Origin of the sequence: Plantibacter lichenum, from assembly GCF_050587525.1 — a bacterium.
GTDB lineage: Bacteria > Actinomycetota > Actinomycetes > Actinomycetales > Microbacteriaceae > Plantibacter.
The window spans coordinates 110125-131612 of record NZ_JBOBFT010000008.1 but is presented as its reverse complement, the minus strand read 5'-3'; the positions used below and the strand labels follow the sequence as shown (position 1 = coordinate 131612).

Below are 21488 nucleotides of genomic sequence, written 5' to 3'. Positions count from 1 at the left end.
ACATGCCCCGTGAGGCATCGATCATCCGTTTTCAGGAAATACTGGCCGTCGGCCGCGCAGCGCGCTCGACGTGCGGAATTTCCTGACAAGCGGTGACAGCGAGGGGTGCTAGCGTGTGCCGGCCGGGCAGGATCCCCGACAGAAAGCCGCTACCGTGACCGAGCTCTCCCCCATCACTCCGTCCACCTCCGCCCTCCTCGTCATGGACCTCCAGCCGTCCATCACGGGTCGCCTCCCCGACGGAGACGCCTTCGTCGCCGAAGTCCGCAGAGCGCGCGACGCCGCACGGTCCGCGGGCCTCACCGTCGCCTACGTCCGCGTCGCCCTGAGCGAGGACGACGTTGCGGGGGTCCCGTCGAGGAACCCCGCGTTCAGCGTCGCCGCCGCTTCGGGTCAGTTGGCCGACGGCGACCCTGGGACGGCGATCCACTCGGGCATCAGTCCCGCGGACGGTGAGATCGTGGTGCGCAAGTCGCGAGTCGGCGCGTTCAGCACCACCGACCTCCGCGAACAGCTCCAGGCGAAGGGAATCGACACGCTCATCCTCACGGGCATCTCGACGAGCGGCGTCGTCCTCTCGACGGTGCGCGATGCCGCGGACCGCGACTTCCGTGTCGTCGTCCTCCACGACGGCGTCGCCGACGGCGACGCCGAAGTGCACCGCGTCCTCACCGAGAAGGTCTTCCCACGTCAAGCGCAGGTGACCGACATCGACACGTTCATCACCGCGATCAGCTGATCGGGGCGCCGCCCACCTGGTAGACGTCCTCGTGCAGGTGGCGGATCACGAGGGCGCCGCCTCGTCTGGCCAACCAGGCCGTCGTCCGCGAACGCTCCGACTCCAGGGGAGTGCCGATGGCATCACTCATGCGGACTTCGAGCATGAAGCACGCGAGGACGTCTTGGTCGCGCTCGAACACGCGCAGCTCGTCGACGATGAGCGCCGATTCGACGATGTCCGGGTTCCGGGGGCCGCGCGCCGCACGCAGGGAAGCGAGTTCCTCGAAGCCGACGACGAGCTCACGAGCTGCAGAGTCGAACATCGTGAACTCGGGGGCGAGCAGCGAATCGATGCGGCCGGAGTCGCCTTCGAGATAGCCGCCGTACATCCGATCGAAGAGCGCCAGGACCTCCGCGTGCAGGGGTTCCGAGGCAGAGGCCTCGGAGGAGACGGAGGGGCGATCTGCCGGCAGTACTGAACTCATTTCGCCGACGTTAGCGCATCGGTGACGACGGTTCAGGGCGCCCGGACGATCCGCTTCCGCGATCGGAGCGGCGGCTCAATCCGTCCGTCGGAGGCCCGTCCCATCGGCCCCGTTCCGAACATCCCGCATCGGCCGGGGAGGAGGGTCTCCGGGCCGCCTGTACACTTTTCCAGCGTGCAGTGAGAGCGGCTGCCGCTGCATCGGCCCCTCCGTGGTCCATGCCCCGCAGCTCGCGATGGAGACCCGGATGGACTGGCCGATCGTCCTCGACGACGCGAGCATCGGCGCGCTCGTCGCCCACCTCGGATCCCGCCGTGGGCGTGTGCAACTGCTGCGCGGACCGAGCGGCATCGGCAAGTCGACGCAGGCTGCCGCGGTGGCCGCACGCATGGAGCGGGCCGGCCACACGATCCTCTCGATCGTTGCGATGCCAGAGCTCCGCGACGTGCCCCTCGGTGCCATGGCCCCGCTCCTCGCCGCAACCGGCGCACCCGTCGACGAGCCGACCGACAAGCGACTGCAACGACTCTTCTCGCTCGTCTCCGCGACGAGGGGCAAGCATGTCCTCGTGGTCGACGACGGTCCGATGCTCGACGACATCTCCGCGTCGACCGTGTACCAGCTCATCCGCGTGTACCGCATCCCGTGCATCATGACGGTCCGGACAGAGCACGAGCTCAGTGGGCCGCTCCTGCGCTTGCAGGACGAGGGCCTGATCGACGTCGTCGATCAGGCCGGGCTCTCCGCGAAGGCCGCCGGCGCGCTCGTCCGGCGCGCCCTCGGAGCGCGCATCGAACCCTCGAGTCTCCGAACGCTCGTCGAACGCGCTGGCGGGAATCCGCTCTTCCTCCGAGAGCTCCTACTCGCCGCGAAACGGAGCGGGGTGATCCACGAAGGGCGCGGCGGCATCGTCATCGACTCAGCCTCCCTGCCCGAACGCCTCCGGGATTCGATCGCCGGACGATTCCGAGCACTCGATCCAGACGCCCGCGCCCTCGCGGAACTCATCGCCGTCGCCGAGCCGTGGCCGGAAGCGCTTCTCCCACGCCCGGACCTCCTCGGAACGCTCGACGCTGCGGGACTGATCGCGCGTGCCGCCGACGGGGAGGTCTATCTCGCCCACCCGCTCTTCGCCGAGACGCTGCTGAGCGTGCTGTCCGAGGTCGAACGGGACGCCAGACGAATCGAAGGCGCCGAGCTGTTGCGGAACGGCACCCGCACGGACCATCGCTTCACGTCCATCTGCCTCCTGGCGGAGACCCCGACGCCGCCGAGTGCCGCAGAACTCGCATGGGCGGCCAGGTACGCGCACGGACTCGCGGATCATCTCCTCGCCATCCGCCTCTCCACCGCCGCCGTCGAACGGGCCGCCCACGATGACGAGGTGGTGCCGTCCGACGCCCTCCTCGTGCGGGCGGATGCCCTCTCGGCCGTCGGGCGGCTGGATGAGGCGGACGAGGCCTTCGCCGATGCCGCAGACGCCGCCGAATCCGAGGACGTCCTTGCGGCGGTCACCGTCCGCCGCTGCTATCACATCGCGATGCGCCGGCAACGTCCGGTCGAAGCCGTCGCGCTCGGCATGCGCGTCCTCGACACGCTGCCGCCGTCACGCGGGCAGGTGCTGCTCGCCTCGAACATCACCAACTGGCGGCTCATGGCCGGCGACCCCGCCGTGCACAGCCGCCAGCACATCGTCGATGACGCCGATGCAGCAGCGGTCCTGGACGCCGAGCTGTACCGGCTGACGGCGGCGATCTTCGCGGGCGACCTCATTTCGGCGCGGAGTGCGATCGCCGCGGCGCGGACGAAGACCGCCACGGTCGGCATCATGAAGCGGAACAGCGGGCCGATCCTCGATTTCGGCACGTTCCTCGTCGAATCACTCGATGGCCACATCCGCGAGAGCATTGCGTTCGCGCAGCGGCAACGCGGCGACGGCTTCGCGGAAGCGGTCGGCATGTGGAACTACGGGATCTCGCTCGTGACGCTGCACGCCGGACGGACCCAGGAAGCGTTCGAACTCGCGGGACAGGCCGTCGAGCAGCTCACCTGGCGGGACTTCCTCGGCGCGGCCGGTGCGGCGGTGGCCGTGCACGCGACGGCGGCGGCCCGGCTGGGACGCAACGACGAAGCGGATGCGATCCTCGCGAGGCTCAACCCCGAAGCCCGTGATTTCGCGGCCACTCGACTGCAGATCGCGGAAGTGCAGGCGTGGAGGCTTCTTCACGAGGGCGACGAAGCTGGCGCCGTCGACCACATCCGCCTCGCCGTGGACCGCGGCATCGAGGCGAAGTACTTCTCCTTCTCCGGGCTCACGGCGGCCGTCGCCGTGCTCTTCGGCCACCCGGAAGCGGTCGTCGAACAGCTGCGGACGATCACCGCGTCGACGAGCAGCGCGCTCATGGGCATCCTCCTCGCCCACGCGGAGGCCGCAGTCGCCGAGGACGCCGACGCGCTCATCGAAGCCGCGGAACGGCTCGCGACCGCCGGTCTTCCAGCCGGGGCGGCCGCTGCGGCGCGCCAAGCCGCCGGACTCGCGCGAGCCGCGGGCAGGCATCGCCTCGCCAGACGAGCCTCGCTCTTGACGTCGGAGTGGTCACGCAACCTGAGCGGCCGCGATCCTGCCCGCCACGACGACAGCGCATTCACCCTCTCGGCACGCGAGTGGACGGTCGCCACCGCTGCCGCCGGGCGCGAGCGCAGCAAGGAGATCGCGGCGAGGCTCGGGGTGTCCGCGCGCACCGTCGACAACCACCTCGCGAACATCTATCGCAAGCTCGGCGTCTCGGGCCGTGACGCGCTCCGTCAGGAACTGGAATCCCTGCAGGCGGAGGGCTGGTCGGCGCCGAACGATCCTGCGTCTGCGTGACGATGCGTCGGGCCGGGGGCGATCGAGCTCAGGCCCAACCGAGTTCGTGAAGCTTCGCGTCGTCGAGCCCGAAGTAGTGGCCGATCTCGTGGACGAGCGTCACACGTACCCGAGCCCGCAATTCGGTGAGATCGGCGCTGTGCTCCTGCAGGTTGTTCTTGAACAGGGTGATGCGGTCCGGCAGCTCACCGAATCCGTAGACGCCGCGTGAGGTCAGCGGATGTCCGCTGTAGAGCCCGTAGAGCCTCGGCCGCTCCCCCGCGGGCTGGTTCGCAACGAGGATCGCGACGTTCTGCAGCTCGCCCACCATCGAATCGGGGATGGCGTCGTACTCCTCGGTGACCATCCGCTCGAAGTCCTCGTCCGATATCTCGACCATGCTGCCATCCTGACACCGCCGCCTGGACGACGCCGCCCTACCAGCCCCGATTGACCTGTTTCGGGAGCGCGAAGACGAGGAAGAACGCGACGAGGGCGAACGCGGCGCTGACGGCGAGGGCCGCCGCCGCGCTGTGTCCGAACCCGAGGGCGACGTTGTGCTCCGCGATCTGCTGGATCGCGTCCTTGACCGCCTGCTGCCCGGCTGCGCCATGCTCCTGTGCCGCTTTCGCGATCTGCGCCGCCGTCGGTTTCGCGATGTCGAGCGTCCCGAAGAACACGCTGCCGATGACCGCGATGCCGATCGCGCTGCCGAGTCGCTGCATCGTACCGATGACGCCGCTCGCCGCGCCCGCTTCCTGGCGATCAACGGTCGCGACGATGAACTGGGCGTTCGGGGCGATGAAGAGCCCGCTGCCGATACCGGCGACGAGCAGGGGGCCGAGGAGCGCCCAGTTGGTGAGGTCGGCGACCGGAACGGTGCTGAGCACGATCCAGAGGGCGACGAGGCCGATCGTGACCATGCCGACACCGGCGACGAGCACCGTGCGGCCGAGCCTCGACGCGAGCCGGTCGCTCTGCGAGGCGCCGACGATGCTGCCGAGCGCGAACGGGATCGAGACGAGGCCTGATTCGAGCGCGGTGTGGCCGAGGCCGGACTGCCAGAAGATCGAGATCGTGAAGAAGATGCTCGTGAATGCGGCGAAGTACACGAGGGCGAGGATCGTCCCGCCGGTGAACGCCGGGTGCGAGAACAGGTGCGGCGGCACGAGCGGACTCGAGCCGCGCTTCGTGACCGCGATCTCCCAGAACGCGAACAGCACGATGAACAGCACACCGGCAGCGAGCGTGAGGTACGTCCAGAGCGGCCAGCCCTGGTCCTGGCCTTCGATGAGCGGCACGAGGATCGCGACGAGGCCGGCGGAGATGAGGAGGAGGCCCAACCAGTCGACCCCGCCCGATGCGACGCGCCCCTCGGCTCCGCGCGGAAGCAGGAAGATCGCGGCGACGAGGGCGATGACGCCGAACGGCAGGTTCACCCAGAAGACGAGGCGCCAGCCGTTCTCCTCACCGAACGCCTGGATGAGGAGGCCGCCCACGATCGGGCCGAGGGCTGTGGAGACGCCGATGACGGCGCCCATGATCGCGAATGCCTTGCCCCGGACGCGTGGCGGGAACAACAACTGGATGAATGCGGTCACGGCCGGGAAGAAGATGCCGCCGGCGAGTCCCTGCACCACGCGGGCGACGATCAGCTGCGTGCTGTCCTGCGCGAGTCCGCAGGCGAGGCTGGCGACGGTGAAGAGCGCGAGACCGGTGAAGAAGATCCACTTGTGGCCGAACCTGTCACCGAGCCGACCCGACGGGATGAGTGCGAGGCCGTAGGCGAGCGCGTAACCGGAGATGATCCACGACAGCGTCGACTCGGACGCGTCGAGGGTCGTCCGGATGGTCGGCAGCGCGACGTTGACGATCGTCGTGTCGAGCAGCGCCATGAACATGCCGATGAGCAGCACGACGAGTGCTTGCCATGCTCGGCGCGGGGCCACGGTCGCTGTGGCGAATGATCCTGTGGTCGTGGTCTCGCTCATGCGATGCGAGGGGACGGGTTCCAGGCGGCGGAACCGATGCTGTGGGGCCGGGTCGTTGACACGCGACAACTCTCACACGCGCGAGATAGCTGCACAAGCTGCAACTTCGAGGACGCCTAGAGCTCGGGGAGCCCTTCGCTCGTCACGACACGACCCTTCCAGGTGTCGAGCGAGGCGACGAAGGCGATCGTCTCGGCGTTCAGGTACAGCGTCCCGCCGTCCGGTCCCTCCAGATGGAAGTAGGAGTCGTTCTGGATCGCGTCGCTCAGGACGACATTGACGCTCGGCCATCGGTTCACGATGCCGACGATCGCAGGATTCGCGTCCGCCATGTCGATCTCCGCTCCGACGGCGCCCTGTGAGCCGTCCTCCACAAGTTTAGGGCGAAACCGGCATCTGTTGGCCCCTCTTCGGGCGGCGTGGAGCACGCGGAGTGCCCGCCGCCCGACTAGCATCGTCACTGGTCCCAGACATCGGGGACCGTCCGGGAGAAGGGGCCGAACAGGCAATGGCAGTCACCACCGAACCGATCGGCGACGACGTCGTCGCGTTCCGCATCGACGGACGTCTCAACATGGTTTCCGCCCCGGACCTCCGGAGCGCAGTGAACCGCGCGCTGGCAGGCGACCGTCCGAAGATCGTCATCGACCTCTCGGCCGTCACCTTCATGGACTCTGCGGGGCTGGGCGTCCTCATCGCCTGCCTGAAGACCGCGCGCCAGGCCGGCGGCGACGTCCGCATCTCGGCACCCTCGGAGCAGGTCGCCATGGTCCTCAGTCTCTCCAACGTCGACCAGATCCTCACCCCCTTCGAGTCGGCGGAAGCCGCGTATCGTGACTGAGCGCGTCCTCCGCTTCAACACTCCGGCAGACGACGTCGACACCGTCCAAGACTTCCTCGAAGCGCTGTGGGCCGATCACGACGACGTCGCTCCGCTCGACCGGATGGCCTTCGAGACGGCCATCGCCGAACTCGCCGCCAACGTGATCCAGCACGCAGACTCCGGATCCGGCGTCACCTGCGTGCTCACGGTCGACATCGACGACGGCGGCCTGCGCGCGACCCTCAAGGACACGGCGGAAGCGGGCGGATTCTCCCTGCGCACGTTCGAGATGCCCGATGCGCTCGCCGAGGAGGGTCGCGGCATCGCCCTCATCCAGGCGCTCGTGGACGATCTCGCGTACGACCGGGTCGACGGCGTCAACCGTTGGACGATCAGTCGCGGGCGGAGCATCGCAGGCTGACACGCAGCAGCTGAATTTCAGCAGCTGAACCGCGGCAACTGAACCTCGGCAACTGGGGCTCGCCGCCCCGTCTCGCTGCCCCGTCTCGCTGCGCTGCCGATCAGGCGGAGCGGGTGATCACGACCGCCGTGAGATCGTCCGAGCGCGCTTCGGCACGGGAGAGCACCACGATGCGCTCGACGATCTCGGTCGGGCCGCCACCGGCGCGCACGAGCTCGGCCAGACGGTCGAGCGACTCGAGGGTGCCGTCGTACAGGTCGAGCACGCCGTCGGTGCAGACGACGAGCGTCTCCCCCGGCGCGATCTCGGCGCGTTGGGTCCCCCAGACGCCGTCCTCGAGGATGCCGATCGGGAGACCGGTCGAGTCCAAGCGGTCGACGCGGCCATCGGCCCGCACCACGATCGTGAGGCCGTGCCCGGCGTCCGCGTAGTCCAGCCGACCGGCGCGATCGATCCTCGCGTGGACGAGTGTCGCGAAGCTCCCTGTGGCGGCGAGGTCGTGCACGACCTGCGCATTCACTTCGGTCACCGTCTCCCCGACGTCTCCGCCGACCCGCGCGAGGAACGCCGCGCGCACATCGGTCGCGAGGAGGGCGCCGGCGGTCCCTTTGCCCATGACGTCGGCGACGGTGAATTCGAAGCCGTCGTCGGTCGCGGTCCACGCGTGGAAGTCCCCGCCCACGCCGCCGTGCGGCAGGCTCACGCCGGCGACCGCGAACTCGGGCGGGCAGGGCTGTCCTCCCGGCAGGAAGCCTCGCTGGACGTCCGCGGCTCGGTCGATGTCGACGTTCGCCCGGAGCTCTCTCTCAGCCCACTGCCCCATCTCCTCGAAGAGTTGCAGTCCGGCTTCGTCGAGCTGGTGGGGTTCGGTGTCGACGATGCAGAGGGTTCCGACCCGGAGATCGTCCCCGAGCGAGAGCGGTCGTCCCGCGTAGAACCTGATGTGCTGATCGCTCGTCACCACATCACGCCAGGAGAAGCGGTCGTCCTGGGTCGCGTCCGGAACGACCAACAGGCCGGGGCGTTGGATGGTGATGTCGCAGAATGACGTCTCACGCGGTCGCTTCGACGGGGTTCCACCCGGCTGCGGCGACTTGGTGTACTGCTCCTCGTCGTCGATCAGGTTGATCTCGGCGATCGGCACGTTGAAGAGTTCGCGGGCGACGCGCGTGATGCGGTCGAATCGCTCTTCGGCGGGCGTGTCGAAGAGTTCGAGACTGGCGACCGCCTCGACGCGTCGTCGCTCGGCGCTGAAACCGTCGTTGCCTGCCCCGATGCCGCTGTCCGTCACTCGATCCCCGCCCGCACCCGTCCATCGTGTGCCCTCGTTCGAGCCTATCGCCGTCGGACCGCGGGACGAGGACAATCATCCTTCCGACCGACGACTCGGCGCGGCCGCTTCCATAGGCTCGAAACACCCTTTGCCCGCAGCCGGAAGGATCCACCATCAGTTCGCTCGAACCATCGTTCACCGACGCCCGCACCCCACTCGAACACGATGCCGACGATGCCGTGTACCTCGCGCTCGCCATCGATCTCGCCACGGTCAACATCACGGAGGGCGGAGGCCCGTTCGGAGCCGTGATCGTGAAGGACGGCGAGATCATCGCCCGCGGACAGAACCGGGTGACCCGCGACTTCGATCCGAGCGCTCATGCAGAGGTCGTCGCCATCCGCGAGGCCGGCCGCGCCATCGCCGACTTCTCGCTCACCGGCGCGACGCTCTACAGCTCGTGCGAGCCGTGTCCCATGTGCATGGCGACCGCCCTCTGGGCGCGCGTGGACCGCATCGTCTACGCCGCGGACCGGCACGATGCCGCGGCCGGCGGATTCGACGATCTCGCGTTCTACGAATTGTTCTCCACGCCCCGGGGCGAGTGGGACGTCCGGGTCGAACAGCGGGACGCCGCCACGCAGTTCCGTCCCTTCGCCACGTGGCTCGCCTCGGACGAGCGCACGGACTACTGACGATCGCAGGGCTCGCGCCCGACTCCGTCCAGCACCCGCACGAGTGGCTGCCGGGCCCGATCAGCGCGTCGTCAGGCGCTTCAGCTCGTCGAGGGAGCCGTCGAAGACGTTCATGTCGATGTACTCCTCCTTCCCGCTGTAGCCCGTGAGCCTGTCCCGGTTCGAGAACTGCCAGATCGTCCAGGCGCGGCCGTCGGAGAGCGTCGGAGGCGTCGCGACGTTCCGGATCCAGATCGGGTTGTCCGGATACGCATCGCTCAGGTAGAGCTCGTATGGAGTCTCCGTCGCGTACAGGATGGGCGGCACACCGTAGTAGGCCTCGAGCTTCTGGAGGAGGGGGTCGAGGATGCTGCGGACGAGCTCACGTTTCGGTGGGTTCTTGGCGAAGTTCTTGTAGAACTCGACGTCGACCACGATCGGCAACGCCCCGGCGGCCTTCGGGACCGTGCTGATGATGTTCTCGGCTTGTGTCTCACCAGGGCTCTCGAAGCTGAAGAAGTGGTACGCACCGACGAGGAGACCGGTTCGTTGCGCCGCCTTCCAGTTCTCGGCGAAGTACTCGTCCTGGTCGCCGGAGCCCTCCGTCGACTTGATGTAGGCGAAGTCGATGTCCTGACTCGCGAGTTCGTTCCAATCGATCGTCCCCTGATAGGACGAGACGTCGACACCGCGGACCTCGTAGCCGCGTGCCCAGAGTTGGTTGGGCCAGATCACTCCGGTCGCGATGAGGATCGCGACCGTCCCCAGAGCGACCACGACGGCACCTCCGCCGATGCCGACCCGCCACCACGTCCTGCTTCGCTTGCCCACTGCATCCCCCGGTCGTTTCCGGGTTCAACCGTCTCACACCTGGATCGGTGCGCCGGCATCGATGGTTGACGTCGGCGGATCAGACGTCCACGGCTTCGCGGACCAGCCGGGTGATGACGGCATCGACCGCTCCGTCGTAGACCGCGGGGTCGTCGAGCGACCGGCTCACGACGAGTGCGCCCTGCACAGCTCCGAGGACGGCTTGTGCGGCGGCGCGTGCGTCCAGCGCGTCGAGCAGTTCCCCGGAGGCGATGCCGTCCGTGATCCGCTGGGTCAGCCAATCGAGGTTCGCGGCGAAGAACTCCGCTACACGTGTCGCCATCGCCGAGGGGACGACCTCCGCTGCGAGCGTCCCACAGAGGCAGGCTTCGCCGTCGACGAGTCCCTCGCGGTACAGCTCCGTGTAGAACCGCAGTTGGCCAACGATGCCGGCGCGGCGAACGCCGACCGAGCGCAGTCGGGAGAGGAATCCTGCGCTGTACACCTGGATGATCGCGACGCCGAGGTCGACCTTCGCAGGGAAGTGGTGGTGGATGCTCGCCTTGCGGATCCCGACGATCCGTTCGAGGTCCGCGTAGCTGACGTCGGCGTATCCCCGACGTCGCACGAGGCGCGTGGCTTCCTCGATGAGGCGGGTCCGGGTCTCGTTGACGGCCGTTCCGGTTCGAGCTGTTGCTCCACTCGTCGACGCCTCCGCCGCCCTACCTGCCGGTTGGGAGACGCTCACCGAACCAGGCGCCGTGACTCCTCGGCTCACCGCTTGTCGGCGTTGCGCGCTTCAGCCTGGCGCACTGGCACGCGCATGAGGACTCCGACGGCGATGAACACGACGGCACCGACGAGGTGCAGCCAGATCCAAGCCGTTCCCGGAAGCGAGATCGGCACGACGGGGTTCCAGATGACGGCGATCACGGCGAGCGGAGCGGCCCAGGCGATGCGCTTCCCCTGGACGGCGAGCACGATCATGATGAGCGCGAGGATGCAGACGACGTAGAGCACAACGGTGAACCAGCTCGTCCCGATGAGCGCGAGCGCGGCCATGAGGACGATCGCGCCGAGCAGTCCGGGAAGGAATCCCGGGCGGGGCAGCTGGGCGGGCAGGGTGGATTCGGTGCGCATGGAACTCCTGGGTCGAGACTTCGATGCTATGCCACCGCTGTCCCCCTTCCAGAATCCGAGAATCCGCTGTTCCCGCATCGCACACCGCAGAAACGAAACGAGGCCACCCTCTCGGGCGGCCTCGCTCGCGTGGCGGGACAACAGCGTGTGACAACGACCGGTGGTGGAGATGGGGGGAATTGAACCCCCGTCCACTGCTGAGATTCTGCGCCTTCTACGGGTGTATTTCGTGAATCGTTCTACTCGGCCCTGATCGTTGCCACGAACAGCTCGATCAACGGGCCCAGCCGAGGAAAAGTCCCGAATGACGTCTCGACACCATCATCCAGCTAGCTCCCTAAATGACGCCAGGATCCGAGACGGGAGCTCGCTCGGTCTGACGGACTATCGGGCTCGCTTACGCAGCGAGAGCGAAGTCAGTGCGTTTTGAATTGGCACTTATTGTTTTGCAGAGATCGTTAACGAGATAACCCTGCATCCTCGACCCGCTTCTCGCAGTTTCACAGGCAATGTCGAAACCGATCATCCCCATGCGACTCGACGGAACGATGCCGGAGCACCGCCTGAAGAGGGTCATTGTCACACGCTGTTGAGTTGCCAACCGAGGATCGAGATCCTCGGACCACACCTTGCGGTGCAGCCCTCTAGTATAGCGCGGATCCGGCGAGCAGGCCAGCGTGCTCGGAAGCGCCTGCGGTAGCCTCGCCCTATGACTGCTCTCACGATCACCGTGCAAGGATCGGCGTCGATCCATCGGGCGCCCGAACTCGGCGCCGTCAGCCTCTCCCTCGGCTTCGAAGGAGTCGAACGCACCGAGGTCCTCGAACGCACCGGCGCACTCCACGCCGCGATCAGCACCGTCCTCGACGAACGGCGAACTGATCCCGCGGAGGGGATCACGTCCTGGTCCGCCGGTCAGGTGCAGGTCTGGGGTCAGCGGCCCTGGAACGCGCAAGGCGAGCAGCTCGACATCGTCTACCACTCCGCTGCGAGCGTGTCCGCGACCTTCACGGACTTCGCACGGCTCTCTGCGTGGGTCGACGACGTGTCCACCTGGGACGGGGTCACCGTGCTGGGCGTCACATGGACGCTCAGCGACGACCACACCCGCGATGCGGAGACCGAGTCGCTGCGGTCGGCCATCGCCGATGCCGTTCGCAAAGCCGAGGTCTACGCGGAATCGCTCGGGCTGCTCTCCGTCACCGCCGTGGCGATCAGCGATCCCGGGCTCCTCCCGAGTGAGCAGGGACCGCTGGCGTTCGCGAGCGACGGCATCGGCGGATCCCCGCGCATGATGAAGGCCGCGATGTCCACCTCGGGCGGCGGCGTGAGCCTGCAGCCGGAGGACCTCGTGTTCGAGGTGCAGGTGCAGGCCAGGTTCACCGCGAGCTGAGCGGCGAGACCGGCGCGCCCGAGGGTAGCGGGAGCGAACGCTACTCGTTCAGCCGATTCCGCGTCGCCATCGCACGAGCCGCCTCACGGGTGTCCTGCTTCTCCCGCAGGGCGTGACGCTTGTCGTACTCCTTCTTGCCCTTCGCCACGGCGATCTCCACCTTGGCCCGGCCGTCCTTGAAGTAGATCTTGAGGGGCACGAGCGTGAATCCGCCCGGCGCGATCTTGTGGGCGATCTTGTCGATCTGCTCACGGTGCAGCAGGAGCTTGCGCTTCCGACGCGGCGGGTGATTGGTCCACGTCCCCTGGTTGTACTCGGGGATGTGGACCGAATCCAGCCACGCTTCGCGCCCGTCGATGAACGCGTAGCCGTCGACGAGTGACGCGCGGCCTGCCCGCAACGACTTCACTTCGGTTCCAGACAAGACCATGCCGGCCTCATAGGTGTCTTCGATGAGGTAGTCGTGGCGGGCCTTGCGATTGGTGGCCACGACCTTCTCGCCACGTTCCCTGGGCACGTCGTACTCCTGATGTTCGAAACTCGATCTGTTCGGTGTGAACAGCGTGCCCACGATCGGGGCAGCCCATCAGTCTAGCCCACGTGATCGGCATCCGATCACGTGGGCGAGACGACAGAGCTCTGGATCAGACCTTCAGATAGCGCGAGATCGCGAAGTTCGCCGAGACGGCGGCCAGGAGCACGCCGACGACGAGCAGCACCGGGAGCACCACGAGCGCATCACCGAGGTCGACGAAGTTGATGTACTTCATCTTGTCGGCGAGGTAGCCCTGCACGAAGACCTGCACGATCGTCACGACGGCGCCGCCTGCGAGGAGCGAGCCGATGAGGGCTGCGAACACGCCCTCCAGGATGAACGGTGTCTGGATGAACCGGTTGGATGCGCCCACCAGGCGCATGATCCCGAGCTCCCTTCGTCTCGAGTACGCCGACAATCGAATCGTCGTCGCGATCAGGAGCGCTGCGGCCACGAGCATGAGCGCGGCGATGCCGATGGCCGTGTAGCTGGCGATGTTCAGGACCGAGAAGATCTGGTCCAGGTATTGGCGTTGGTCGGTCACCTGCTCGACGCCGGCGACACCGGAGAACGCTTCGACGAGCACGTCGGACTGCGAGGCGTCCTTCATGTTCACCCAGAAGGTCTCCGGCAGCTGGTCCGGAGTCACGAACTGGGCGATGTCGTTGCCCTTGAATTGCTCCTGGAACGTCTTGTACGCCTGATCCTGGTTCTCGAAGTAGTACTTGTCGACGAACGGGGCGAGGGTGGGCGACTTGAGCGCTTCTTCGACGGCGGCGCGCTGCTCGTCGGTTGCAGCACCCGTGGCGCACGTCTCCCCGCCGCTGTCGGCGGTGCAGAGGTAGATCGCGACCTGAGCGCGGTCGTACCAGAAGTTCTTCATCTGGCCGATCTGCATCTGCATGAGGACGGCCGCGCCCACGAAGGTGAGCGAGATGAAGGTGACGAGCACGACGGAGACGACCATCGAGACGTTGCGACGGAGTCCGTTCCAGACTTCGGACCAGATCAATGCGAGTCTCACTTCGTGGGCCCCACGTTCTGCTCTCCATCATCGTGCGTGCGACCCGCCGCGCGGAGGCCGAGGCGTTCCGCGAGCGACAGGTTCTCGGCTTCCGCCGGGTCGATCTCGTTGCGTGCCGGCAGGCCGATCGGCCCGGTGGCGTTGGTCAGTCGTTGCGGGGGCGTCGGTTCCGGAGGCGTGACGGCCTCAGCGGCCTGCTCCGCCTCGGGAGCCTCTGCGGCATCCGTGGCCGACTGGCCGTTCGGGGCGGGCGCGGGGACCTCCGCGGCTGCGGGAGCAGCTGGCACGGTCGGCTGCGGCGTAGACGACTGGGAAGCGGGAGTCGATGCGCTGGACTGAGTCGGCGTGGCCGATGTGGCTGGCGCAGCGGGCGCCTGTGCTGCAGGAACGACGGGCGTCGTCACGGGCGGTTCGACCGGGAGGTCGATCGGCGCAGAGGGCGTCCGCGTGACCGATGTCTCGACGGGCGCCGCTGCTGCGGGCACGACGGGGGTCGGGACGGACGGCGTGGCCGTGGCGGTCGTCTGCACGGGGGCGGTCCCGGTGGCGGGGCGCTTCGTGACTCGGAGGTCGCCAGTGGTGGGCGCCGGAGCGGCATCGATTCCCGCGGCGACGGCGCCGGCGGCGGCCGCAGAAGCGGTCGCCGTCGACGTGGTGCTCGAACCACGGATGAGGCCCGGGATCGCAGCGGTCGTGCCGTATCCGCCGTGGCGTTCGTCACGGACGATCTGGCCGTCCTGGAGCTCGATCACGCGGCGCTGCATCTGGTCGACGAAGCCGGCCTCGTGCGTCGCCATCACGACGGTGGTGCCACCGGCGTTGATGCGCTCGAGGAGCTGCATGATGCCGGCGCTCGTGGCGGGGTCGAGGTTACCCGTCGGTTCGTCGGCCAGGAGAATCTGCGGCTTGTTCACGATCGCGCGGGCGATGGCGACACGCTGCTGCTCACCACCGGACAGCTCGTGCGGCAGGCGCTGGGCCTTGCTGCCCAAACCGACCATCTCGAGGACGTCGGGAACCGCTTCCTGGACGAATCCGCGCGACTTCCCGATCACCTGCAGGGTGAACGCGACGTTCTGGTAGACCGTTTTACCCGGCAGGAGCCGGAAGTCCTGGAACACCACGCCGAGACTGCGGCGGAAGTAGGGGACCTTGCGGTTGGAGATGGAGCCGAGGTCGTGGCCGAGCACGTGGATCTTGCCCTTGCTCGGCTTGTCCTCCTTGAGCATCAGGCGGAGGCAACTCGACTTGCCGGACCCCGAGGCACCGACGAGGAAGATGAACTCTCCGCGCAAGATCTCGAAGTCGACGTCGTTCAACGCGGGACGACTGGTTCCCGGGTACTTCTTGGAGATGTGATCAAACCGAATCATGGCTCCTTGAGCCTAGGCAGCCGACACCCGAATACGGGCAGGACACGCCAACGTTTCGCACCCTGTACGGGGGCTGTACGAATCCTACGACGCCCACGAAACCGGGGTGTTCGACCGGGTTCGGTGCGCCGAAGCGACGCCGAGGCAACGCGAACCGAGAGCCTAGCTCCCGGCCTCGGCCTTCGACATCGAACGCCACCGGATGCCGGCGGCGATGAATCCGTCGAGGTCGCCGTCGAACACGGCGGACGGGTTTCCCTGCTCGTGCTCCGTGCGGAGGTCCTTGACCATCTGGTACGGCGCGAGGACGTAGGAGCGCATCTGGTCGCCCCAACTGGCCGTGATCGTTCCGGCGAGTTCCTTCTTGGTGGCCGCTTCCTGCTCCTTCTGGATGAGGAGGAGGCGCGACTGCAGCACGCGCATGGCGGCTGCACGGTTCTGAATCTGGCTCTTCTCGTTCTGCATCGAGACGACCGTGCCCGTCGGCAGGTGGGTGATGCGGACGGCGGAGTCGGTCGTGTTGACGGACTGCCCGCCGGGGCCGCTCGATCGGAAGACGTCCACGCGGATGTCGGATTCCGGGATCTCCACGATCTCGGTCTCCTCCATGAGCGGGATGACCTCGACTGCGGCAAAGCTCGTCTGACGCTTGCCCGCCGCGCCGAAGGGGCTCATGCGGACGAGTCGGTGCGTCCCTGCTTCGACGCTGAGCGTGCCGAACGCGTACGGTGCGTCGACTTCGAAGGTGGCCGACTTGATGCCTGCCTCTTCCGCGTAGCTCACGTCCATGACGGTGACGGGGTACTTGTGCTGTTCCGCCCAACGCAGGTACATGCGGAAGAGCATGTCGGCGAAGTCTGCGGCGTCCACTCCCCCGGCACCGGCGCGGATGGTGACGACGGCTGGACGCGGGTCGTACTCACCGCTCAGGAGCGTCTGGACCTCGAGTTCACCGAGCGTCTTCTGCAGGCTCACGAGCTCTGCGCGGGCTTCCTCTGCGGACTCCTCGTCCTCCTCGCCCACGGCGAGCTCGATGAGCACCTCGAGGTCGTCGAGGCGGTTCGCGATGCTCGTGATGCGGGCGAGCTCCGACTGCCGGTGGCTGAGCGCACTCGTCACCTTCTGAGCGCGAGCGGTGTCGTCCCAGAGGTCCGGCACGCCAGCCTGTTCGCTCAGGTCGGCGATCTCGGCTTCGAGGCGGTCGACGCCGACCACGCTTCGGATGTCGTCGAACGTCGAGCGGAGGTGCGAGATCTGTGAGGAGAGGTCCAAGTCAAACATTTGGTCCCAGCCTACCGTGACCGTGCGTGACTCGGCTGGGGCGGGCGCGGGCGTACGATCGAGGGGATGACCTCGCCAGACCGCCCCTTCAATGTCCGAGCGGTCGCGGTGGCGGTCTTCCTCCCCACACTCCTCTTCTCCGTGGGCGAGGGTGCGATCATCCCGATCATCCCCGCGGTCGCCGGCAACCTCGGCGCGACACTCGCCGTCGCTGGTGTCATCTCCTCGATGATCATGCTCGGCGAGCTCGTCGGCGACATCCCGGCGGGGTGGGTGGTCAGTCGCATCGGTGAACGGTTCGCGATGATGTGGGCGTCGTTGCTCGCGGTCCTCGGCGTCGTGACCTCTGCCGTCGCCCCAAATCCATTCATGCTGGGTCTCGGCATCTTCTGTATCGGCCTCGCGACGGCCGTGTTCGGGCTCGCCAGGCACGCGTTCATGACCACCTACGTGCCGCGCCACTATCGCGCACGCGCGCTCTCGACGCTCGGTGGCGTGTTCCGCTGCGGGTGGTTCATCGGCCCATTCCTCGCGGCCGGGATCATCCATCTGACAGGGACCTCGCAGTCCGCGCTCTGGGTGATGGTCCTGTGCTGCGCGGCATCGGCCGTGACGCTCCTCGTGCTCCCCGATCCCGCGGCGATGTTCGGCGAGGCGCCGTCCGTCCGCGGCCGCGACGGGAAGAACCGCAGCGAGGGCGAAGAACTCGCGGCCGACGAGTCGGAGGGGCTCTTCCGCACGATCTGGAACTACCGGGCGGTCCTCGCCCGCATGGGCACGAGCGGCGCCCTCGTCGGCGCGCTCCGTTCCTGTCGTTCCGTCCTCCTGCCGTTGTGGGCGGTGAGCATCGGCGTCTCGGAGGCGAACACGGCCCTCATCATCGGCATCGGCGGGGCCGTGGACTTCGCCCTGTTCTACGCGAGCGGCCAGATCATGGATCGCTTCGGACGCATCTGGAGCGCGGTCCCGTCGATGATCGGGCTCGGCCTCGGGTTCATCGTGCTCGCCTTCACACACGATGTCGGCGGCTCCGTCGCCTGGTTCATCGCGGTCACGATGTTCCTCTCGCTCGCGAACGGCGTCGGGAGCGGCATCCTCATGACCCTCGGTGCGGACCTCGCTCCCCAGCAGAGCCCGGCAGCATTCCTCGGCGCGTACCGATTCCTCGGTGATGCGGGAACGGCGGCGGCGCCGCTCGCGATGTCGGGCCTGACGGCCGTCGCCTCGATCTCGATCGCGGCAGGCACGATCGGCGGCGTCGGACTCATCGGCGCCTGGCTCCTCTTCCGCTACATCCCCCGCTTCGTCGACAAGGGCACACGCCCGTTCCCGTGATCGGGACCAGGACTGGGGCCGGCCCGGCCTCACCAGAAGACGCTGCGGGCAGTGCTCGTCGCGTCGATCCGTAAACCGGCCGGCACGAAGACCGCGAGCAGCGGCGGATGCCAATCAGCGGACAGCGTGACCCTCGCGCTCCGACCGTCGATCGACGCCGCCTCGTCGAGCCGGACTGCGCGAAGCGGGGCCGCGCCGAATTCGCGGAGATGATCCCTCACGGCCCGTTCGACGCCGGCATCGGTCAGGACAGGACGTGTGCCCTCCTCGTCGTGGACGACCTCATCGAGCGTGAACGATTCGGCGGCGACGAGGGACAGCGTGTCGGCGAGCGACAACAGCCGTTTACGTTCCAGATAGAGGGACGTCGCCGCCGCGACGATGAGGACAACGGCCAACGCGAGCGCCGCGTAGCCGATCGTGAGGACGAGTGTCGATCCGCTGTCGTCCGCGCACCACGACCGCGGGCGTCGTCGCCCGCAGGGCGGACAACGGCCCTCCCGCTCACTCTGCCGCCGGAGTCTCATTCGCCCACCCACAGTCGCGAGACCGGAGAGGTCGCCGACGCGACGACGGGGATCATTCCGACGCCGACCGACCGGATCACGCGCGGCACGAACGGCAGCGACACCGCGATGCGGATCTCCACAGTGACGGTGCCGCCCCGATGCAGACAGCTCGTGGGCTGCGGTGCGCACCGGACCTCGACCCGTCCGTCGTCCTCGGTGAAGCCGAAGTCGTCCAGGCCGAGGACGACCGCGCGGTGGAGTCGTGCCTGACCGGTCGCCTCGTCCGGCGCCTGCGCGAACAAACGAGCACCCTGTCTCGCAGCGCCCTCCGCCGCGAGCGAGGCGCCCTGCAACGACGACGCCACGAGGATGAGGTAGACGAGCGGCACCAGCAGGAGCATGCCGACGCTCACGAATTCGAGCGACGCGGACCCTTTCTCCTCTCGCCACACGCGCGGACGTGGAGACCAGAGGTGGCAGCACGACCGCGACACCCCTCTCAGCATCCCGTCCCGCATCTCGGACGACGGCTCACCCCACGCGTTCCACGGCCGCACGACCGCTCACCTCCAGCGCCCTCGGCGCGCCGAGCAGCCCGACGAGCGGCAATGGTGCGACGACCGTCACGGTGATCGTCGGATGGCCGGACACCTCCGTTTCCACGGCCCGCACTCCCCCGGCGAAGGAATCGCCGATTGCCGATGTGACGAGCTGACGGGTTCGTTCCTCTCCGTCCGACAGGCCGTTGTCGGCGAGCGCCGCGAACCGCGCTCCTTCTGCGGCAGCATCGATGAGGGTGTTCCGGATGTGCAACGCGAGCGCCAGTTGCAGTACCGCGAGCGTCAACCCCGTCAGCAGGACGCCCACGAAGACGAACTCCGCGACGGCGGAACCCGTGTCGTCTGCCAGACGACGCCGCGTCGACGTCGCACGGGCGGTCGAGGGCGGCTGAGCGACGGGCTCGAGCGGAACCGATGACGTCATTTCAGATACCGCTGACCTTGTTGATCGCCTGCTCGAAGACGTTCGTGAGCGCCGGACCGGCGAGTCCCCAGATGACGAGGACGAGGGCGGCCGTCATCAAGGTGATGAGGACCCAGCCGGGCACATCGCCCCGCTCGTCTCGAAGTCGTTCGACGGCCCGCATACGCATCTGAGAGGCGTGGCGGGAGAGTCCTCGGAGCAGCAGCACAGCAATGGGCATGGTGATTCCTTTCGTCAGAAGCCGGTTTGGAGCACGAAGACGCCGGGGAACACGGCGATGAGGATGGACAGCGGCAGGATGAGGAAGACGAGCGGTGTCAGTAGTGAGTTATAACCTCCTTCTATGAGAGCTGGAATCTACGCACGAATCAGCAAGGACACGGAAGGCACCGGGCTCGGCGTGAAACGTCAGGAGCAGGACTGCCGCCGTGAGGCTGAGCGTCGCGGGTGGGACGTCGTGAGCGTCTATACGGACAACGACGTCAGCGCGACTCGCTCCAAGAAGCGCCCCGCCTACGACCGCATGGTGACGGACATCAAGGCTGGCCACATCAACGCGATCATCGTCTGGGATGTAGACCGGCTCACACGTACTCCCCGCGAGCTCGAGGACGTCATCGACATGGCGAACACCCACGGGCTCGCCCTCGCGAACGTCGGTGGTGATATCGACATCTCCACACCAGACGGACGAATGATGGCGCGCATCAAGGGCACGGTCGCGCGACGGGAGGTTGAGAGCATGTCCCGCCGGCTCAAGCGAAAGTTTCAGGAGAAAGCCGAGAAGGGTGAACCGCACGGCTACAGCCCGTACGGCTTCAAACGGATCCTCGATGCCGATGGCGACTCGGTTGCAACTGTCCGTCGGGATGTCGTCGACGAAGAGCAGGCCGCAGTTGTGCGTGAAGCAGCAAGACGCGTACTCGCCCACGAGTCTCTGCGCTCCATCGTCAACGACTTCAACGCTCGAGGCATCCATGGCCCGCAGGCGCCCATGTGGAACTCCACGATCCTTCGCCAGATCCTCACTCGGCCGACAAATGCTGGCCTCCGGCAGTACCAAGGACAGGTCATCGGTAAGTCGACCACCGAACCGATCTACTCTTCTGAGACTCACGATCAACTCGTCGCGCTTCTGACGGACCCATCGCGTCGCTCGAACCATGTTGGACCGGGCTTCAAGTACCTCCTCAGCGGACTCGCGATCTGCGGACTATGTGGTGGTCCCATGCGGCGCCAGATCGGTCGAACCGTAGTGAGTAAGCAGACCGGCAGTTCGAAGCGGCAGGACCCCTCGTACAACTGCTCAGAGTGCTTCAAGGTACGACGCAAACAAGCACCGGTCGATGAACTCGTTACGGAGGTCCTTGTCGCCCGACTGTCACGGCCTGATGCACTCGATCTCTTCGCACAAACCGATACCGCTGCCGCAGATGAGCACAGATCCCAGCTCTCCGCGCTCGACGCGAAGCTCGACATCGTCGCCGATCAGTTCGCCGCTGACGAGATCACGGCCACGCAGCTGAAGCGGATCACGAGCAGGCTCAGAGACGAGCGTGTGCAGCTTGAGCGGCTGTTAAGAGCGGCGCAACCGCGGACTGTCGTCGCCGATCTCGCTGGCGGTGATGTCCGGGCCAAATGGGAGGCCATGCCGATCGCAGCGCAACGCGAGGTCGTCGAGTCGCTCCTGACTGTCACCATTCAACCGTCAGGGAGCGGTCGTCGCTTTGACCCAGAAGACGTCTCGATCGTGTGGCGCACCTAGCCATCGATTCGAGCTCAGGTGTCCAGGACTGGACACCTGAAACGAAACGCCGCCGTTACTGCGCCAACAGTCCGAGGGCAAGTTCGCGAACCATACCGATGACG

General features: G+C 67.2%; 24 protein-coding genes and 1 other RNA gene. 8 read left to right on the top strand and 17 right to left on the bottom strand.

The annotated features are described in order from the left end of the window. Positions 1-154: 154 nt before the first annotated feature. On the top strand, positions 155-739 hold the full coding sequence (locus ACQ3HB_RS12575) for a cysteine hydrolase family protein (protein WP_430920401.1): 585 nt from the start codon (positions 155-157) through the stop codon (positions 737-739). Here the strand turns inward: ACQ3HB_RS12575 and ACQ3HB_RS12570 are convergent. Beyond that, positions 732-1205, bottom strand: coding sequence for a nuclear transport factor 2 family protein (locus ACQ3HB_RS12570; RefSeq protein ID WP_430920400.1), 474 nt, complete (start codon positions 1203-1205; stop codon positions 732-734). The two genes, ACQ3HB_RS12575 and ACQ3HB_RS12570, sit on opposite strands and share 8 nt — an antisense overlap. A gap of 247 nt (positions 1206-1452) precedes the next feature. On the opposite strand from ACQ3HB_RS12570, the gene ACQ3HB_RS12565 reads away from it, so the two are divergent. After that, complete coding sequence (locus tag ACQ3HB_RS12565) at positions 1453-4074, top strand: LuxR C-terminal-related transcriptional regulator (protein WP_430920399.1); 2622 nt, start codon at positions 1453-1455, stop codon at positions 4072-4074. Positions 4075-4102: 28 nt separating this feature from the next. On the opposite strand, the gene ACQ3HB_RS12560 is transcribed toward ACQ3HB_RS12565, so the two are convergent. From ACQ3HB_RS12560 to ACQ3HB_RS12550, 3 genes are all read right to left on the bottom strand, one after another. Then, positions 4103-4453 carry a metallopeptidase family protein gene (locus tag ACQ3HB_RS12560; protein ID WP_430920398.1) on the bottom strand — a complete coding sequence of 117 codons (351 nt, stop codon included), beginning with the start codon at positions 4451-4453 and terminating at the stop codon, positions 4103-4105. A gap of 37 nt (positions 4454-4490) precedes the next feature. Next, positions 4491-6044 (bottom strand): MFS transporter, encoded by a 1554-nt coding sequence (locus ACQ3HB_RS12555; protein WP_430920397.1) that lies wholly within the window; start codon positions 6042-6044, stop codon positions 4491-4493. 116 nt (positions 6045-6160) lie between these two features. After that, positions 6161-6376: a hypothetical protein gene (locus tag ACQ3HB_RS12550; protein ID WP_430920396.1), complete on the bottom strand. Its 216-nt coding sequence runs from the start codon at positions 6374-6376 to the stop codon at positions 6161-6163. 176 nt (positions 6377-6552) lie between these two features. Here ACQ3HB_RS12550 and ACQ3HB_RS12545 point away from each other — a divergent pair, with 176 nt between their 5' ends. Together ACQ3HB_RS12545 and ACQ3HB_RS12540 are read left to right on the top strand one after the other, a co-directional pair. Then, positions 6553-6885, top strand: coding sequence for an STAS domain-containing protein (locus ACQ3HB_RS12545; protein ID WP_430920395.1), 333 nt, complete (start codon positions 6553-6555; stop codon positions 6883-6885). Continuing rightward, positions 6878-7288, top strand: a complete 411-nt coding sequence (locus ACQ3HB_RS12540) for an ATP-binding protein (RefSeq protein WP_430920394.1) — start codon at positions 6878-6880, stop codon at positions 7286-7288. Before ACQ3HB_RS12545 ends, ACQ3HB_RS12540 begins: the two co-directional genes overlap by 8 nt. 100 nt (positions 7289-7388) lie before the next feature. On the opposite strand, the gene ACQ3HB_RS12535 is transcribed toward ACQ3HB_RS12540, so the two are convergent. After that, entirely contained in the window at positions 7389-8579 is a 1191-nt protein-coding gene (locus ACQ3HB_RS12535; RefSeq protein WP_430920393.1) for a PP2C family protein-serine/threonine phosphatase, read from the bottom strand. Positions 8580-8800: 221 nt separating this feature from the next. Here ACQ3HB_RS12535 and ACQ3HB_RS12530 point away from each other — a divergent pair, with 221 nt between their 5' ends. Next, positions 8801-9256: a nucleoside deaminase gene (locus ACQ3HB_RS12530; protein ID WP_430920392.1), complete on the top strand. Its 456-nt coding sequence runs from the start codon at positions 8801-8803 to the stop codon at positions 9254-9256. 60 nt (positions 9257-9316) lie between these two features. Here ACQ3HB_RS12530 and ACQ3HB_RS12525 read toward each other — a convergent pair whose 3' ends face one another. From ACQ3HB_RS12525 to ssrA, 4 genes are all read right to left on the bottom strand, one after another. Further along, a complete protein-coding gene (locus ACQ3HB_RS12525; protein WP_430920391.1) occupies positions 9317-10012 on the bottom strand; it encodes a GH25 family lysozyme in 696 nt (231 codons plus the stop codon). A gap of 133 nt (positions 10013-10145) precedes the next feature. Further along, positions 10146-10793 carry a TetR/AcrR family transcriptional regulator gene (locus tag ACQ3HB_RS12520; RefSeq protein ID WP_430920390.1) on the bottom strand — a complete coding sequence of 216 codons (648 nt, stop codon included), beginning with the start codon at positions 10791-10793 and terminating at the stop codon, positions 10146-10148. A gap of 26 nt (positions 10794-10819) precedes the next feature. Further along, positions 10820-11185, bottom strand: a complete 366-nt coding sequence (locus ACQ3HB_RS12515) for a DUF6804 family protein (protein WP_430920389.1) — start codon at positions 11183-11185, stop codon at positions 10820-10822. Positions 11186-11346: 161 nt separating this feature from the next. Further along, positions 11347-11715: a transfer-messenger RNA gene (ssrA, locus tag ACQ3HB_RS12510) on the bottom strand. Between the two features lie 179 nt (positions 11716-11894). On the opposite strand from ssrA, the gene ACQ3HB_RS12505 reads away from it, so the two are divergent. Beyond that, complete coding sequence (locus ACQ3HB_RS12505; protein WP_430920388.1) at positions 11895-12578, top strand: SIMPL domain-containing protein; 684 nt, start codon at positions 11895-11897, stop codon at positions 12576-12578. Between the two features lie 40 nt (positions 12579-12618). Here ACQ3HB_RS12505 and smpB read toward each other — a convergent pair whose 3' ends face one another. The 4 genes from smpB to prfB form a co-directional block, all read right to left on the bottom strand. Further along, positions 12619-13095, bottom strand: coding sequence for an SsrA-binding protein SmpB (gene smpB / locus ACQ3HB_RS12500; protein ID WP_430920387.1), 477 nt, complete (start codon positions 13093-13095; stop codon positions 12619-12621). A 127-nt stretch (positions 13096-13222) separates the two neighbouring features. Continuing rightward, positions 13223-14137 (bottom strand): permease-like cell division protein FtsX, encoded by a 915-nt coding sequence (gene ftsX / locus ACQ3HB_RS12495; RefSeq protein ID WP_430920386.1) that lies wholly within the window; start codon positions 14135-14137, stop codon positions 13223-13225. After that, positions 14134-15510 carry a cell division ATP-binding protein FtsE gene (gene ftsE, locus ACQ3HB_RS12490; RefSeq protein WP_430920385.1) on the bottom strand — a complete coding sequence of 459 codons (1377 nt, stop codon included), beginning with the start codon at positions 15508-15510 and terminating at the stop codon, positions 14134-14136. Before ftsE ends, ftsX begins: the two co-directional genes overlap by 4 nt. Positions 15511-15672: 162 nt before the next feature. Further along, complete coding sequence (gene prfB / locus ACQ3HB_RS12485; protein WP_430920384.1) at positions 15673-16791, bottom strand: peptide chain release factor 2; 1119 nt, start codon at positions 16789-16791, stop codon at positions 15673-15675. 66 nt (positions 16792-16857) lie between these two features. Here prfB and ACQ3HB_RS12480 point away from each other — a divergent pair, with 66 nt between their 5' ends. Next, positions 16858-18126, top strand: a complete 1269-nt coding sequence (locus ACQ3HB_RS12480; RefSeq protein ID WP_430920383.1) for an MFS transporter — start codon at positions 16858-16860, stop codon at positions 18124-18126. Positions 18127-18155: 29 nt separating this feature from the next. On the opposite strand, the gene ACQ3HB_RS12475 is transcribed toward ACQ3HB_RS12480, so the two are convergent. The 4 genes from ACQ3HB_RS12475 to ACQ3HB_RS12460 form a co-directional block, all read right to left on the bottom strand. Next, positions 18156-18653, bottom strand: a complete 498-nt coding sequence (locus ACQ3HB_RS12475; protein ID WP_430920382.1) for a hypothetical protein — start codon at positions 18651-18653, stop codon at positions 18156-18158. Next, positions 18650-19048: a hypothetical protein gene (locus tag ACQ3HB_RS12470; protein ID WP_430920381.1), complete on the bottom strand. Its 399-nt coding sequence runs from the start codon at positions 19046-19048 to the stop codon at positions 18650-18652. The genes ACQ3HB_RS12475 and ACQ3HB_RS12470 overlap by 4 nt, the downstream gene beginning before the upstream one ends. Before the next feature lie 118 nt (positions 19049-19166). Further along, positions 19167-19619, bottom strand: coding sequence for a TadE/TadG family type IV pilus assembly protein (locus tag ACQ3HB_RS12465; RefSeq protein ID WP_430920380.1), 453 nt, complete (start codon positions 19617-19619; stop codon positions 19167-19169). A 1-nt stretch (position 19620) separates the two neighbouring features. Further along, complete coding sequence (locus ACQ3HB_RS12460; RefSeq protein WP_430920514.1) at positions 19621-19839, bottom strand: hypothetical protein; 219 nt, start codon at positions 19837-19839, stop codon at positions 19621-19623. Between the two features lie 123 nt (positions 19840-19962). Between ACQ3HB_RS12460 and ACQ3HB_RS12455 the strand changes: the two genes are divergently transcribed. Beyond that, positions 19963-21384, top strand: coding sequence for a recombinase family protein (locus ACQ3HB_RS12455; RefSeq protein ID WP_430920379.1), 1422 nt, complete (start codon positions 19963-19965; stop codon positions 21382-21384). Positions 21385-21488: the final 104 nt, after the last annotated feature.

Coding starts and splice junctions, on each gene's coding strand:
- ACQ3HB_RS12565 (WP_430920399.1), top strand. CDS start 1,453: ATGGACTGGCCGATCGTCCTCGACGACGCGAGCATCGGCGCGCTCGTC.
- ACQ3HB_RS12545 (WP_430920395.1), top strand. CDS start 6,553: ATGGCAGTCACCACCGAACCGATCGGCGACGACGTCGTCGCGTTCCGC.
- ACQ3HB_RS12455 (WP_430920379.1), top strand. CDS start 19,963: ATGAGAGCTGGAATCTACGCACGAATCAGCAAGGACACGGAAGGCACC.
- ACQ3HB_RS12465 (WP_430920380.1), bottom strand. CDS start 19,619: ATGACGTCATCGGTTCCGCTCGAGCCCGTCGCTCAGCCGCCCTCGACC.
- prfB (WP_430920384.1), bottom strand. CDS start 16,791: ATGTTTGACTTGGACCTCTCCTCACAGATCTCGCACCTCCGCTCGACG.
- ACQ3HB_RS12550 (WP_430920396.1), bottom strand. CDS start 6,376: ATGGCGGACGCGAATCCTGCGATCGTCGGCATCGTGAACCGATGGCCG.
- ACQ3HB_RS12505 (WP_430920388.1), top strand. CDS start 11,895: ATGACTGCTCTCACGATCACCGTGCAAGGATCGGCGTCGATCCATCGG.
- ACQ3HB_RS12460 (WP_430920514.1), bottom strand. CDS start 19,839: ATGCCCATTGCTGTGCTGCTGCTCCGAGGACTCTCCCGCCACGCCTCT.
- ftsE (WP_430920385.1), bottom strand. CDS start 15,510: ATGATTCGGTTTGATCACATCTCCAAGAAGTACCCGGGAACCAGTCGT.
- ACQ3HB_RS12475 (WP_430920382.1), bottom strand. CDS start 18,653: ATGAGACTCCGGCGGCAGAGTGAGCGGGAGGGCCGTTGTCCGCCCTGC.
- ACQ3HB_RS12560 (WP_430920398.1), bottom strand. CDS start 4,453: ATGGTCGAGATATCGGACGAGGACTTCGAGCGGATGGTCACCGAGGAG.
- ACQ3HB_RS12480 (WP_430920383.1), top strand. CDS start 16,858: ATGACCTCGCCAGACCGCCCCTTCAATGTCCGAGCGGTCGCGGTGGCG.
- ACQ3HB_RS12555 (WP_430920397.1), bottom strand. CDS start 6,044: ATGAGCGAGACCACGACCACAGGATCATTCGCCACAGCGACCGTGGCC.
- ACQ3HB_RS12515 (WP_430920389.1), bottom strand. CDS start 11,185: ATGCGCACCGAATCCACCCTGCCCGCCCAGCTGCCCCGCCCGGGATTC.
- ACQ3HB_RS12570 (WP_430920400.1), bottom strand. CDS start 1,205: ATGAGTTCAGTACTGCCGGCAGATCGCCCCTCCGTCTCCTCCGAGGCC.